General features: G+C 60.6%; 12 protein-coding genes. 6 read left to right on the top strand and 6 right to left on the bottom strand.

Annotation, left to right across the window (positions count from 1 at the left end):
- The first annotated feature begins 4 nt into the window (after window positions 1-4).
- Window positions 5-1,441, top strand: a complete 1,437-nt coding sequence (locus tag GOB82_RS00685; RefSeq protein WP_166118417.1) for a DUF2252 domain-containing protein — start codon at window positions 5-7, stop codon at window positions 1,439-1,441.
- Window positions 1,442-1,547: 106 nt separating this feature from the next.
- Here the strand turns inward: GOB82_RS00685 and GOB82_RS00680 are convergent, their stop codons facing one another.
- The 4 genes from GOB82_RS00680 to GOB82_RS00665 form a co-directional block, all read right to left on the bottom strand.
- Window positions 1,548-2,900 carry a PepSY-associated TM helix domain-containing protein gene (locus GOB82_RS00680; protein ID WP_166118415.1) on the bottom strand — a complete coding sequence of 451 codons (1,353 nt, stop codon included), beginning with the start codon at window positions 2,898-2,900 and terminating at the stop codon, window positions 1,548-1,550.
- A 10-nt stretch (window positions 2,901-2,910) separates the two neighbouring features.
- Complete coding sequence (locus GOB82_RS00675) at window positions 2,911-5,241, bottom strand: TonB-dependent receptor family protein (protein ID WP_377791978.1); 2,331 nt, start codon at window positions 5,239-5,241, stop codon at window positions 2,911-2,913.
- Between the two features lie 71 nt (window positions 5,242-5,312).
- Window positions 5,313-5,702, bottom strand: coding sequence for a hypothetical protein (locus GOB82_RS00670; RefSeq protein WP_166118410.1), 390 nt, complete (start codon window positions 5,700-5,702; stop codon window positions 5,313-5,315).
- Window positions 5,703-5,786: 84 nt separating this feature from the next.
- Window positions 5,787-6,686 (bottom strand): LysR family transcriptional regulator, encoded by a 900-nt coding sequence (locus GOB82_RS00665; protein WP_166118408.1) that lies wholly within the window; start codon window positions 6,684-6,686, stop codon window positions 5,787-5,789.
- A gap of 101 nt (window positions 6,687-6,787) precedes the next feature.
- Here GOB82_RS00665 and GOB82_RS00660 point away from each other — a divergent pair, with 101 nt between their 5' ends.
- Window positions 6,788-7,549, top strand: a complete 762-nt coding sequence (locus GOB82_RS00660; protein ID WP_166118406.1) for an SDR family NAD(P)-dependent oxidoreductase — start codon at window positions 6,788-6,790, stop codon at window positions 7,547-7,549.
- Window positions 7,550-7,657: 108 nt separating this feature from the next.
- Here GOB82_RS00660 and GOB82_RS00655 read toward each other — a convergent pair whose 3' ends face one another.
- Entirely contained in the window at window positions 7,658-8,608 is a 951-nt protein-coding gene (locus tag GOB82_RS00655) for an AraC family transcriptional regulator (RefSeq protein WP_242007124.1), read from the bottom strand.
- Between the two features lie 60 nt (window positions 8,609-8,668).
- Here GOB82_RS00655 and GOB82_RS00650 point away from each other — a divergent pair, with 60 nt between their 5' ends.
- Window positions 8,669-9,424 carry an SDR family oxidoreductase gene (locus GOB82_RS00650; RefSeq protein ID WP_166118404.1) on the top strand — a complete coding sequence of 252 codons (756 nt, stop codon included), beginning with the start codon at window positions 8,669-8,671 and terminating at the stop codon, window positions 9,422-9,424.
- Between the two features lie 63 nt (window positions 9,425-9,487).
- Here GOB82_RS00650 and GOB82_RS00645 read toward each other — a convergent pair whose 3' ends face one another.
- Window positions 9,488-10,957, bottom strand: a complete 1,470-nt coding sequence (locus GOB82_RS00645; RefSeq protein ID WP_166118402.1) for a leucyl aminopeptidase — start codon at window positions 10,955-10,957, stop codon at window positions 9,488-9,490.
- A 178-nt stretch (window positions 10,958-11,135) separates the two neighbouring features.
- Between GOB82_RS00645 and GOB82_RS00640 the strand changes: the two genes are divergently transcribed.
- The 3 genes from GOB82_RS00640 (at window position 11,136) to GOB82_RS00630 (ending at window position 13,517) form a co-directional block, all read left to right on the top strand.
- Complete coding sequence (locus GOB82_RS00640) at window positions 11,136-11,906, top strand: 3'(2'),5'-bisphosphate nucleotidase CysQ family protein (RefSeq protein ID WP_166118400.1); 771 nt, start codon at window positions 11,136-11,138, stop codon at window positions 11,904-11,906.
- Window positions 11,907-11,982: 76 nt separating this feature from the next.
- Window positions 11,983-12,975 (top strand): L-threonylcarbamoyladenylate synthase, encoded by a 993-nt coding sequence (locus GOB82_RS00635; protein WP_166118398.1) that lies wholly within the window; start codon window positions 11,983-11,985, stop codon window positions 12,973-12,975.
- Window positions 12,972-13,517 carry a hypothetical protein gene (locus GOB82_RS00630; protein ID WP_166118395.1) on the top strand — a complete coding sequence of 182 codons (546 nt, stop codon included), beginning with the start codon at window positions 12,972-12,974 and terminating at the stop codon, window positions 13,515-13,517. The genes GOB82_RS00635 and GOB82_RS00630 overlap by 4 nt, the downstream gene beginning before the upstream one ends.
- The last annotated feature ends 28 nt before the right edge of the window (window positions 13,518-13,545 follow it).

The raw sequence follows: 13,545 nt of genomic DNA, 5'->3' as shown, positions 1-13,545 counted from the left end.
CACTATGACAGCAGCATCTCCGGCTCAGGCCGCTACCCCCCGCGCCCTTCGCCATGCCAAGGGCGTTACGCTCCGCAAGCTTGCCCCCCGCACACGGCAGGCGGAATGGCAGCCGCCCAGAAACAGGGCGGACCCTGTTTCCATTCTGGTGGCGCAGGGCGCGCACCGGATCAGCGCGCTGCTGCCCGTGCGGTATGCCCGCATGGCGGCCTCTCCCTTTGCCTTTCTGCGGGGTGCCGCGGCCGTCATGGCGGCGGATCTGGCGAGCACCATTACGGCAGGACCAAAGGTGCAGAGCTGTGGGGACTGCCATCTGGCCAACTTCGGCAGCTATGCCTCACCGGAAGGCATCCCTGTTTTTGATATCAATGATTTTGATGAAACGCTCTCCGCCCCGTTTGAATGGGATGTCAAACGTCTGGGCACCTCTCTGGTGCTGGCCGGGCGCGAAGCCGGGCTTGCCGAAAAAGAGGCCCGCGCTCTGGCACGCAGCATGGCGCAGAGCTACACGCAGGAAATGGCGCATCTGGCTCCGCTGAACCCTCTGGCTATCTGGGCTGAACGGATTGACCTTGCAGCCGCCATCGCAGGTTTTCAGGACAAGCAGGCCCGCAAGAAGGTGCAGAGCCTGCTGGAAGCCCGGCTGGCAAGCGCGCGCAGCCATTTCGGCCTTGTGGCGGAAGACTGCGGCACCCCACGGCTGACAGAAAAGCCCCCACTGGTGATGCGCCTGCCCGAGCAGGATGACGCCATCCGTGCCGCCTTCGCCCGCTACATCGCCACACAGCCGTCGGAACGGGCCATCCTGCTTTCCCACTACACATTGCAGGACGTGATCTTCAAGGTTGTGGGCGTGGGCAGTGTGGGCACGTTCTGCGCCATTGGCCTATTTTCCACACCGGATAATGAGGTTCTTCTGCTCCAGATCAAGGAGGCCCAGACATCCGTTCTGGCTCCGCATCTTGACCCCTCGCCTTTCCACAATCAGGGGGAACGTGTGGTGGTGGGGCAACGCATCATGCAGACAGCATCTGACGCTTTTCTGGGCTGGACCCACAGCACCAGCACAGACACCGGAGAGGGTGAGGCCGGGAGCCTTTCCGCCGGCCAGCGCCAGTTTTACGTCCGCCGCCTGAAGGACCAGCGTCTGGCCGCCATCGGGGCCGAGTTCGCACAGATCGGCCTGCCGGACTACGCGCTCCTCTGCGGCCGCACGCTGGCCCGCGCCCACGCCCGCTCGGGCGATGTTGCCACGCTGGCGGGTTATCTGGGCACAGGCCGCACCTTTGCGGACGCCATTGCCAGCTTCTCCACTGCCTATGCGGACCAGACAAAAACCGACTGGGAAACCTTCTGCGACGCCATCAAGGCGGGCCGGATTCCCGCACAGGTTCCCCAATCTGCCAAAAAAGCCTCTGCCGCCGCTGGAAAGAAATCCTGATTTCTGAACATCGCTGACTGTCGTTGCAGATTTCCCCCTACAACGGCAGTCGGCACGCGGTCATTCAGAACAGAAGCCCCTCTTTGCGTGGGGCCACCACCCGCTATCAGGTTTGGCGCACTTTGCGAAACATCAGGCTTGCCAAAGCCAGAATAAGCAGTGACGCACCGAGTTCGGGCAAACATACAGCCAGAACAAGGAGAAAGGCGATACCCGCACCCCCATGCGTCTGCGAATGGAGCGCTGGCGGAGCTCCCAGAGCTCCGGCGGGTTTGCGTTTGAGCCACAGCACTGTCGCGGCACAACTCATCAGAAACAGGCCACAGGCCACCAGAAGATTGATGAGCTGATTCAGCCACCCGAAAAGCTGGCCCTCATGCGCTGCCACGCCATAAGCCACAATCCGGTCCGCCAGACTTTTCCCGGCGAACGCGCTCCGCATCACTACATGCCCGTCGGATGTGACTGTAACACTTTCCCGCAAAGGGCGGTTTTGTGTATCCGAACGCACAGTCCAGACAGACCCGGAGCGCGTGATGAACACCGGAGCAGGCAGAGAAAGAGTGGCCGCTGTCTGCGCAACAGTGTCCAGCCCCCTCAGAAGATGCGCTTCAGGAAGAACCGCAGGGGCATCCGGCATGTCCATGCCGGGCATATCCAGAGCGCCTTTTGAGTGCCTCCCCTCTGATGGCGTTATCGGGTGCCCAGCGATGATTGTGGCGGCAGGAACCGCGCCAATCTCCCACTCCTTGACGGACGTCAGGCGGCCGACCGTGTTTTCAACCGATTGCAAGGCATGCCCCCAGACAAAGGACCACGGCAGACCAGACACCAGAAACAGCACAAGAAACAGGGATGTCCAGACACCAGTTACAGCATGCAGGTCCCGCCAGAGGAGGCGCCCCTCTGCTGTAAGACGCGGGTAAACAACACCTGCCAACCCACGCTGGCCCCGTGGCCACCACAGCAAAAGGCCTGTCACAATCAGGACAATGGTCCAGGATGCAACCATTTCCATAATAACAGAACCAAAATTGCCCAGCAGCAACTGGCCATGCAGACGAAAGATCAGGCGCTCAAACCTCTTTTCTTCCAAAACAGTTTTCAGAACATCATGTGTGTTTTTGTCAACATATACGCGTACGGCTTCTCCATCTGGCCTGCTGACAAGAACACGCGCTGCACTGCGCGGCGTGCGCGGAAGTTCATACGCCAAAAAGGAACTGTGCGGCACGGCGGACAAAGCCGCCTGAACATCGCGCTCGGGAGAGGACGAAAGGACTGTGGGCAGATGGTCATAGTGCCAGTCAATCCATGCCTCACTCTGCGGTTTAAAGAGATAAACCGCTCCGGTGAGAGAAAGAAAGGCCACAAAAGGCAGGCAGAAGAGCCCGGCGAAAAAATGCCACCGCCAGAGTGTACGATAATCCGGCCAGAATGCTGAGGTGCGTAGGGTCATGAGAGTATCCTCAGAATTTAACGCGCACACCGCCGAAATACGCACGGGGCGAACCGGCGTAGATGGAGCCTGTGCTGTTCATGAGGGTGGCGGCACCCGCCTGCTGCCCGTTGGGGCGCAGCGTATCGGTAAGATTGGCGGCACTGGCGATATAGGTCTGGTTCGCTACATTCTGCACTTCAAAATACCAGTGCAGCCGATGCGCCCAGCCGAACCGGGCTGGCGGGTCATAATGCACATCCAGATTCAGCAGAGCATACCCGGGGGCTTTCAGGCGATTGGCGTTATCCAGCCAATAAGACTCCCGCCACGTGACTTCCGCATACCCGCCAAGCCCTTCCAGTGGGCCATCCGGCTGGTCATAGAGAAAGCGTGCATTAAGGAAATTGGGAATAACGCCGGGAATATAGCGGCCTTTACGGCTGAAATCGCGGGCGAGTGTCGTGTTGGAAAGAACCTCGGTATATCGGGTATAAACCTGATTATCATAAGTATAGCTGAGCTTGATCCGGCCACCGGGAAGACGTTTTGGCAGCACTTTCCATTCCATACCCAGAACAACGCCACGATGCTCGGAGGCAGGCGCATTGAAGGTATAGGCCCCCACCGTGTTGACACCGGCGGACTGGCTGACAAGTTCGTTTTTATAAAATTCGTAAAACCCTGTTGCCTGAACATTAATCGTGGAGGATGGGTGCCACTCCGCGCCCAGATCAATCCCCACACTTGTCTGGCTTTTCAGGAGTGTGTTGTTCCCGTACTGCCCTTGTGGCGTAATAAAAAGATTGGAAGACGATGGCGTTCCATAGGCCGTGCCAACGCGGGTATGGAGTGTCCAGTCTCGTGACGGCGTGTAAATCAGCGCGCCCTCTGGAGCGAGATTGAAATAGAACCGATTGGCCGTGATGCCGCGTTGGGTATTTGCCGTGGCGGCATAGCTGTAAAGCGTTTGCGTCGCGCCAATATCGGAATATGTGCCGCCAAGCCCCAGCACGATGTGCCAGTCAGGGGCAAAATGCCAGTCTTCCTGAAAACGGGCACCAAGATTCCACTGATGCCCGTAACTTTCCGAACTCATGGCACCACGCGTAGCCCCTCCGCGCGGCATGATATTGTAGGTCTGATACCCAAAATCGAGATAATCAAAGCTGACGCCAGCAAACGTCTCCAACGCCCTGCCCGCGAGCCGTGTATGATTGGTCACATCGCTGCTCACGTTATAGGAATTATAGGGGCCGACAAACGCGGTGGGGGATGTTGGCTGATCGACATGCCGCTGATCATACGTGAACTGGTTCCGCCACGTTGTCCGGCTATTGACATCATGCTCCCACCGCAGGCCGACAAGTGTGCGGCGGTCAAACCGCCCCAGACCGGCGGCTTCAGCACTCATGGCTTCCTTTGCGCCATACCGCCCATTGACCAGCAGATTGACGGAAGCACACCCGGCTGCCGCAGTGGTGGCATCAGAACACCCCTGCTGATAGGGATTGGCATAATACTGATTGAGGGAAAGCCGCACCGGCAGAAAAGTGTCCGTAACATTGTTCACGAATTTCAGGACAAGGCGGTCGGAGGGCGTCAGAGTGACACGAAGCCGCACATTTTCTGTGGAGGTATTATACCGGCTGTTGGCAATGAAGCCGTTTCCACGCACATCGCTCCCGAAGAGCATCAGATCATACTGTCTGTTGCCAAAGCCCAGGGTTGCGTAGGTGTTGAACATCCCGAAGCTGCCAAAATCGGACCCGACTTCCAGACCGTGGATATCCGCCCCTTTTCGGGTGCGGAAATTGAGCGCGCCATTCATGGCGTAATTGCCGTAGAGAGTGGACGCTGGTCCCTCAAACACATCCACCCCCTGATAGGCATGGGGGTCAATCAGGTCCGCCCGGGCCGTTCCATCAGGCTGGGTCATGGGAAAACCATCCTCCAGCACCTGAATGTTTTTAAGCCCCCATGACTGACGGTCCCCCGACCCGCGAATGGAAATATTGGTATCCCGTGGGCCGTTCCCCTGCGTGAAACTCACACCGGGGATGGTCACCACCATATCCGCAGCGCTCTGGCCGATCTGGTTTCCGAAGTCTTGCCTGTCTGAGCGATAGGTTGTCTGCCCTGCCGGGTGCGCAAGAGCTGATGCGCGGTTTGCCCCCGTCACAAGAATCTGTTCGGTTCTGGCGGAGGATTTACGGATTTTGGAGACAGAGAGAACGGGATGCCTCCGCAGGGGCGTGGTCGCAACGCCCCTTGTAGCCGCAGGGGCCGGAGTGGCAGAAAGAACGGCAACAAGCATTGTCACCCCGTAAACCGGGCGTGAGACATGAGCAGTATGAAACATCGTGTCAGACCTGAATAAGCAGCACAAAAAGCTCACAGGCACAGGCATGTGAGCGGCTTTTTCAATTCAGATCAGGCAGGCGGTCCCTGCGGGCAGAGTGCTGTCCGCTTTGGCGTTGGTGGCCCACGGATGGATGTGAACATCCATGGCTGATGAATGCCGGAGGGAACCAGCCCCACGAAAAGACAGAACGCAACACTGAGGAACAGAAGATCCAGTGTTTCAGAGAGCAGAAAACTCTCATCTTCCGGATTACTGGCGTGATGATGCTGTGTGCCCGTATCAGACGATGAAGTCAGATCATCGCAAAGAATGCTGAGTTTCGCGAGAGTTTTAAGCGGATCGTCAGTCAGGACCGCCGGAGAGACAAGCCCTCCGAAAGTCAGGCGCGCAATCAGGGTCATGATCACCAGAGGCCAGAAGGCCAGCAGGGACGTCAAACTGTGCGCGCGTGAAGACATGCGGAACGCTTATCTCAAATTCCCCCTGATAACCAGATCATATCTGGCGTGCGCCGGCCTTGCGGATGTACGGGGCCATAAGCCTCATTCTCCGGGGTGAAGCCCCGGCCCGATTGTCTTCACCAGCCAGTCCACAAAAACACGCACGCGCGGAGAAAGCTGCCTGTTGCTTGGATACAGCACCGAAAGCGGCGTGGGTGTGGGCGGGAAGTCGGCCAGAACCTCAACCAGAGTGCCGCGCGCGAGATCCTCCGCAAACCGGTAGCGCGGGGCCTGTACAAGGCCAAGGCCGAGCCGGGCCGCGGCAGCGCTCGTATCGGCCCCATTCACCAGCAGGCGCGCCGGAAGCGTAACCTCGATCACCTCATCCCCGCGCGTGAACTCCAGCGGGAGGGGGTGATGGGTGCGTGAGGACACAAAGCCAATCATCTGGTGGCCTTCAAGGGCGTCGGGTGTCGTGGGGGTTCCATGCCGCGCCAGATAGTCCGGGCTGGCAACGGTGACTTCCTCCATCACCCCCAGATGCCGCACCACCATGTCACTATCCGCCAGAGCCCCGGCGCGCACGACGCAATCCACGCCCTCACGCACCAGATCAACAAACCGTTCACCCTCCCCAAGATGGACTGTCAGGGCCGGATGCTGCGCAAGAAAGTCGGGCAATGCGGGCAGTATTGTCGTGCGCGCCAGATACCCCACAACGTCAACACGCAGCACGCCCGCCACGGCACCGCTTGCGCCACGATCTGCTTCCTCAAGGTCTGCAAGGATCTCGACACACCGGTGATAATAGGCCACCCCCTCCAGCGTTGGCTGAACATGGCGGGTGGAGCGTTGCAGGAGCCGGGTGCCCAGCCTGCTCTCGAGCGCCTTGATTGCAGCGGTCGCAACAGGCCGTGAGACCCCGCAGGCCGCCGCCGCCGCACTGAAGCTGCCACGGTCAACAATACGAATGAAAAGATCGAGCGTGGCCAGCCTGTCCATAGGATTATTCCATGACGCAAAACAATGATGCCGGAAAGGATAATCTTATCGAACGTGCTCCGGTGTGGCCAACATGGGGCCGTCATCAAACGGAGAATTCCATGTCTGTCGTAAAAACCATTGCCATCGTCACCGGCGGGAGCCGCGGTCTCGGGCGCTCAACTGTTGAAGCGCTTGCCAGACGCGGCGTCAGCTCACTTTTCACCTACCACGCCAACCGCGCCGCTGCGGACGATGTTGTGGCCTCTGTGGAACGCCACGGAGCCCGGGCCATCGCATTCCCACTCGATACCGGTGACACCAGCGCCTTCCCGGCTTTTGCCGAAACCATTCGACATGCACTGGCTGAATGGGGAGCCGAGCGCTTTGATTATCTGGTCAATATGGCTGGAACATCACACAGTGGCCTGCTCGGGGACGTCACGGAGGAGGATCTTGACGCAGCCTATCGCGTTCACGTCAAAGGCCCGCTGTTCCTGACCCAGACCCTGCTGCCGCTGATTGCGGACGGTGGGCGGATTGTAAACATCTCTTCAGGCCTGACCCGCTTCGCGTATCCCGGCCGGATTGCCTATGCCTCCATGAAAGGCGCGGTGGAAGTCATGACACACTACATGGCCAAGGAACTCGGCTCCCGCCGCATCGCCGTCAATACGGTGGCTCCCGGTGCCATCCAGACGGATTTTTCGGGAGGCGTGGTGCGGGATAATCCGGACATGGCGCGGCACATCGCGGAAGCAACCGCTCTCGGCCGCCCGGGCCTGCCGGATGATATCGGTCCGATGATTGCCTCACTGCTGTCCGAGGACAATCGCTGGATCAATGCCCAACGGATCGAAGTCTCGGGCGGTCAGGCCATCTGAGCCGGACAGGGAGTACTATCCGCCTGCCCGCTCAACACCACCCGGCGGGCAGGCCCCCTGAGACTGAAGGCTGAGGGGGGCGGTTGGCTGGGGTTAGGGCTGTGGCTGTTATGACTGAACTGAGCCGGTCTCCCGAACATAGCGCATGGGCGGCATGCCGACATGGTGCGTGAAAGCCGTGCTGAACGTGCTTGCGGAGCCATAGCCAACCTGGGCTGCAATATGCTCAATCCCCAGTTCACGTGTGCGGAGCAGGCGCTTGGCAAGCGCCATGCGCCATGCCAGCAGATACGCCATTGGCGGCTGCCCCACGATACGCTTGAAGCGCGTGAAAAACGCGGAACGTGACATGGCAGCCTCCGAGGCCAGTGCCTCAACGGTCCAGCGCCGTGCGGGCCGCGCATGCATGGCCCGCAGCGCGGAAACAAGACGCTCATCCGCCAGCCCGCGCGCAACACTTGGCATGGACATGACATCGGCCCCGCTGCGCAGCGCCTCGATCAGCAGCACCTCAAGCAGGCGCTCCAGAACCAGTTCCCGCCCCGGCCGGGAATGGCGCGTCTCATCCCCCACAAGCTGGAGCAGCAGCGCGAGGCGTGGCTCCCCGCTGGTCACGATCATGGCGGGCAGGAGAGAGACAAGCAACGCTGCATCGGGTGAAGCGAACGTGCAAAGCCCGACCTGCATCCTGAGATTGACCGGCTCCTCCGGCGGCCCGATCCGGAAACGCCCCGTGCTGATTTCTGTCGGCATCATCGCCATTCCGGGAGGCGGTGCGTCGAGACTTTCAATCATATGATCGTTGGTCGAGGGGGAGAGCACAAAATCCCCCTTCCGCACGATAATCGGCGGCCGACCGGAGGAGACGACCCTGCACTCCCCCTCCAGAACCGCGAAAAACACTGGTTTCCCCTCGATGTTACGGTGGATGCGCCATCGTCCGGCATAGTCGACCAGTTTGGAATAACTCGCCGATGGCTGGAGCAGGGTCACAATCTCAGCAAGGGGATCAACAGGCATAACAGGACTATCGCCAATGAATTCGATACGTTCAACCATAGATGATCTTCTGTTTTGCGACCATATCTGAACGCTCACTCACCAACCCGGAGCGTGCCTATGCCCACCATTTTCATTACCGGCTGTTCCTCAGGCTTCGGCCTCGAGACCGCGAAACTGTTCCTTGAAAAAGGCTGGCGCGTTATCGCCACGATGCGGCAGCCCACACCTGACATCCTGCCGGTGTCAGATCAGCTCACCATTCTGCCGCTCGACGTTACCGATCCGCAGAGTGTCCAGAGCGCGTTTGCGCAGGCGGGTGAGATTGATGTGCTGGTCAACAATGCCGGGTTCGGCGCCGCCGTGCCGGTCGAACTGACAGAGCCGGAGACGGCGCGCCAGTTGTTCGAAACCAACACCCTCGGCACGCTGGCAACGATCCAGGCCGTCCTGCCCCGCTTCCGCGAGCGCCGCAGCGGCACAATCATCAATGTCACATCAAGTGCGACACTCAAGCCCCTGCCGTTGATCGGCGTTTATCGCGCCAGCAAGGCAGCCGTGAACGCACTCACCGAAAGCCTCGCGATTGAAGTGGCTCCCTTCGGCGTGCGTGTGCATATCGTTCTGCCCGGCCGCTCGCCCGAAACAAGTTTTGGCAATAACGCCTTGCCGCATCTCCGCGGGCTGGACAACGCCGATTACAAACCGATGATTGAAGGCATGATCGCAGGGTTTCGCGACGCAAACGGACCCGTCACCCATTCGGTTGACGTCGCCGAGGCCGTCTGGCGGACCGCGACCGACCCAAACGCGCCCCTCAGAATCCCCGCTGGTGAGGACGCGGTGCAGTGGATGGCCGAAGCCGGGCAAGTGTGACGCCTCCCACAAAAAAAGGGCCTCACAAGAGGCCCTTTTTCCATCATGCAGGATCTAAAAAACTCAGACTGTTTCGTAATTTTTCCGAACAAATTCGTTCAGGAGACGCACACCGAAGCCGCTGGCCCCTTTAGGCTGGCCATTGCGGGATGTTTTGGACCAGGCCGTGCCTGCAATATCCAGATGCGCCCACGGCGTTTCCCCCACAAAGCGCTTGAGGAACTGCGCCGCCGTGATGGAACCGCCGGGGCGACCGCCAATGTTTTTCATGTCCGCAATGTCGGATTTCAGCATGGCGTCATACTCCGCGCCCAGCGGCATGCGCCACAGCTTGTCACCCGTTACCTCCCCTGCCGCGGTCAGGGTGGCGGAGAGGGCATCATTATTGGAGAACAGACCCGCATATTCATGACCAAGGCTGATGATGATCGCACCTGTCAGGGTGGCGAGGTCCACCATCAGTTTCGGTGCGAACCGGTCCCGCGCATACCAGAGAATATCAGCCAGCACGAGACGGCCTTCGGCATCCGTATTCAGCACTTCAATGGTCTGGCCGGACGCACTGCGCACAACGTCACCCGGGCGCTGGGCCGTGCCGGAAACCATGTTTTCCACCAGCCCGATCACACCCACTGCATTCACCTTCGCCTTGCGGCCAGCAAGGGCTGCCATCAGGCCGGTCACGGTGGCGGCACCCGCCATATCCTCTTTCATTTCCTCCATTCCGGCAGCCGGTTTGATGGAAATACCGCCGGAGTCAAACGTCACACCCTTGCCGATAAAGGCCAGCGGGGCGTCATCCTTCGCGCCACCGTTCCAGCGCATGATGACTGTGCGCGGTTCATTCGCGCTGCCCTGCGCCACGCCCAGCAGGGCACCAAAGCCCAGCTTCTCCATATCGGCACGGTCCAGCACATCCACTTCCAGCCCAAGGCTGCGCAGCGTGGTGACACGGGCGGTGAATTCTTCGGGGTTCAGCACATTGGCGGGTTCTGTCACCAGATCACGCGTCAGGATCACGCCACGCGCCACGGCGGAGAGCGGTGCCCACGCGGCTGCGGCTGCGGTCGGGTCTTCCGTCAGAACAGTCATGGCAGCCAGACGGTGCTTTTTGCCGGCATCCGGGGTGCTGTAATACAGGGAGAAATGGTACGCCCCCAGCACCGCACCCTGCGCAACAGAGGCGGCAAGAGCCTGCGGTACATTACCCAGAGCAACGCTTGCGGTTTCCTGCGCACCGAAAACGGAGGCCGCAACACCGCCAGCCGCTTCCGCTTCTTTCGGACCAAGGGCATCGGCCTTGCCCACGCCAATCAGCACAATACGGGAAAAACCGGCACCGGGTGCCAGCACAACGCAGGTTGAGCCTTCCTTGCCGGTGAAGTCATCAGCTTCCACCGCGCGGCTCAGGGCACCGCCCGTTGCCTTGTCGGCGGCTTCAAAAATAGCCGGGCGGTCCTGCCCTTCAGCCAGTAAAAGAGCCAGCGCCCCGCCATCTGGCAGGGTTTGAGAAGAGAATGAAATCTGAAGCATGGCGGCTGGCCTCCGTGTCCGTCTTGATATTTGTAACAGACTGGGTACGTCCGGCCTCGCCCCTTGGCAATAGGGCAGTCCGCGCAGGTTCAAAAAACCGACACACAAAACCGGTACGCAAGACTTCCCCGCATATCCGGGGCATGACGCGCTGGCGTTCCTGTCGTATGATGGTCTGATGAGCACCCATACCGACGCTGACCTGCTGGCCCTCGCAGCCAGACTGGCGGATGAAGCCGCCGAAATTATCCGCACCATTCGCGCGCGGGGTTTTGAAACGCTGACCAAAACGGACTCTTCTCCCGTTACGGAAGCGGACCACGCGGCAGAAGCCCACATCCTCAAGGGCCTGCGCACCGCTGTGCCGGATATTCCGGTGATTGCGGAAGAAGAAGTGGCGTCCGGGCTACCCGGAGCAGTATCCGAAGCCTACTGGCTGGTGGACCCGCTGGATGGCACGCGGGAATTCGCCGCCGGGCGGGATGATTTTACGGTGAATATCGGCCTTGTGCGCAACGGCCGGGCCGTGCTGGGCGCCATGGCGCTGCCTGCGTACCATCAGCTTTACACCGGCGGCGTCGGCCTGCCCGCGCAGCGCCGGGACAGAAACGGCACAAGCCTGATCCACACCCGCGTCCCCCCGGCTGAGGGGCTGAGCGTTCTGGCCTCCCGCCATTATGCGGATGACCCGCGTCTGGCCGCCTATCTGGGGGAACGCCGCGTGGCCTCCGTGGGGAATATCGGGTCCGCCGTGAAATTTGCACGTGTGGCGGAAGGTGTGGTTGATTTCTACCCGCGCCTTGGCCCAACCATGGAGTGGGACACAGCCGCCCCGCAGGCTATTGTGGAAGCCGCGGGAGGCCACGTCACACTGCTGGATGGCAGTCCGCTGCTCTACGGCAAGCCGGGCTGGAAAAACCCGCCATTCGTCTGCACCGGGCAGATATGATCCCCCCTGCTCCGGTTGCACGGCACGGTTTTTCTACCCAAACGCCGTGCCTGCCGGATTGTTGAACAGGACCCTTATGACCGAACGCCTGACCGCCACCCCTACTGGCATTGCCACCGCCGCCCGTATTCTGCGGGATGGCGGGCTGGTGGCGTTCGGCACGGAAACCGTTTACGGCTTGGGGGGAGATGCCACGAACCCCACCGCCGTGGCGCGTATTTTTGAAGCCAAGAACCGCCCGCGCTTCAACCCGCTGATCAGCCATTTTGCCAGCGCGGAAGAGGCTTTTACGCAGGTGCAGGCCACCCCGCTGGCCCGCGCGCTGGCGGAGCGCTTCTGGCCTGGCCCCCTGACACTGGTGCTCCCCCGCGCGCCCGGCAGCACGGTGAGTGACCTCGCGGCCGATGGTCTCTCCTCTCTTGCCGTGCGGGTGCCCAAGGGAGACGCCGTTCTGGCCCTGCTGCATGCTGTGGGCCGCCCTGTTGCGGCTCCTTCAGCCAATCGCTCCGGCCGCATCAGCCCTTCAGAAGCAAGCCATGTTCTGGAGGAACTGGATGGCCGGATTGATGCCGTGCTGGATACCGGCCCCTGCGCGGTGGGGCTGGAAAGCACGGTGCTGGACCTGAGTTCTCCGGGCCGCCCCTGCCTGCTCCGCCCCGGTGGCGTGCCGGTGGAGGCGCTGGAAGCCCTGTGCGGCCCCATTGCCCGGCCTGAAACCGGGTTCGATGTCGCCCCCCTTTCTCCGGGCCGCATGCTTTCTCACTACGCCCCCAGCCTGCCCGTGCGCCTGAACGCCACCTCTGTCGGCCCGCAGGAAGGGCTTCTGGCTTTTGGCCCGCACCCCCTGCCCGATGCGGCTGTTACGTGGAATCTCAGTTCAGAGGGAAATCTGGAGGAAGCGGCGGCGCGCCTGTTCGCGGGGCTGCGGTTTCTGGACAGCCAGCAGCAGGTTTTTGACCTAACCGGCCTTGCCGTGCAGCCCATCCCTGCGCAGGGGCTCGGGCTGGCCATTCAGGACCGCCTGAACCGGGCCGCCGCCCCCAGACCCACGGAGCCAGACGCGCCATGAGCGATATGGACCCGAAAGAAATCAAGATCCTGTCTGATATTCTCGCACTGGCGCTGGAAGATCAGGAAGGCCAGTCCTCCTCCGCGCTGGAAGCCATCAAGGCCCGCGCCCGGCGTGATGGTGTGACCGGCGGTGCGCTGAAAAACCTGTTTCAGGCTCTGGCCCCGCAGAGCGAAAGGCTGAACGCGGCCCGCATGGCACGGGATGATGCACAAAGCCGGGAGCTGGAAAACACCGTCCATACCCTGCGTGTTCAGCTTCATGACCGGGGAGAAGCGCTGAACCGCATGGAGCACAATCTGCGGATTGTTCGGGGGAACAATGAAAGCCTGAGATCCCAGCTCTATCTTGCGCAAACAGCCCATGAAGAGGCCCGCAGCATGCTGACCATGAAAATGATGGACAGCAACTACCCCCGGCTGATGATTATTTTCGTAGCTGTGGTGGCCGGATTACTGACAGGGATAGCCGGAACACAGCTTTTCCATCTGTTTTATGCCACCTTTCATCCGGTGACAGACAATGCGCGGTATCTTTATTAAGCAAACCCCGCACCCTGATCACACATTT

The sequence above is a fragment of the Acetobacter farinalis genome (genome assembly GCF_011516935.1).
Taxonomy (GTDB): domain Bacteria; phylum Pseudomonadota; class Alphaproteobacteria; order Acetobacterales; family Acetobacteraceae; genus Acetobacter; species Acetobacter farinalis.
Note: the sequence above shows the minus strand (reverse complement) of the source record. Positions and strands in the feature narration are given on the sequence as shown.

Coding starts and splice junctions, on each gene's coding strand:
- GOB82_RS00665 (WP_166118408.1), bottom strand. CDS start 6,686: ATGGACAGGCTGGCCACGCTCGATCTTTTCATTCGTATTGTTGACCGT.
- GOB82_RS00630 (WP_166118395.1), top strand. CDS start 12,972: ATGAGCGATATGGACCCGAAAGAAATCAAGATCCTGTCTGATATTCTC.
- GOB82_RS00645 (WP_166118402.1), bottom strand. CDS start 10,957: ATGCTTCAGATTTCATTCTCTTCTCAAACCCTGCCAGATGGCGGGGCG.
- GOB82_RS00635 (WP_166118398.1), top strand. CDS start 11,983: ATGACCGAACGCCTGACCGCCACCCCTACTGGCATTGCCACCGCCGCC.
- GOB82_RS00680 (WP_166118415.1), bottom strand. CDS start 2,900: ATGACCCTACGCACCTCAGCATTCTGGCCGGATTATCGTACACTCTGG.
- GOB82_RS00670 (WP_166118410.1), bottom strand. CDS start 5,702: ATGTCTTCACGCGCGCACAGTTTGACGTCCCTGCTGGCCTTCTGGCCT.
- GOB82_RS00660 (WP_166118406.1), top strand. CDS start 6,788: ATGTCTGTCGTAAAAACCATTGCCATCGTCACCGGCGGGAGCCGCGGT.
- GOB82_RS00675 (WP_377791978.1), bottom strand. CDS start 5,241: ATGTTTCATACTGCTCATGTCTCACGCCCGGTTTACGGGGTGACAATG.
- GOB82_RS00650 (WP_166118404.1), top strand. CDS start 8,669: ATGCCCACCATTTTCATTACCGGCTGTTCCTCAGGCTTCGGCCTCGAG.
- GOB82_RS00685 (WP_166118417.1), top strand. CDS start 5: ATGACAGCAGCATCTCCGGCTCAGGCCGCTACCCCCCGCGCCCTTCGC.
- GOB82_RS00640 (WP_166118400.1), top strand. CDS start 11,136: ATGAGCACCCATACCGACGCTGACCTGCTGGCCCTCGCAGCCAGACTG.
- GOB82_RS00655 (WP_242007124.1), bottom strand. CDS start 8,608: ATGGTTGAACGTATCGAATTCATTGGCGATAGTCCTGTTATGCCTGTT.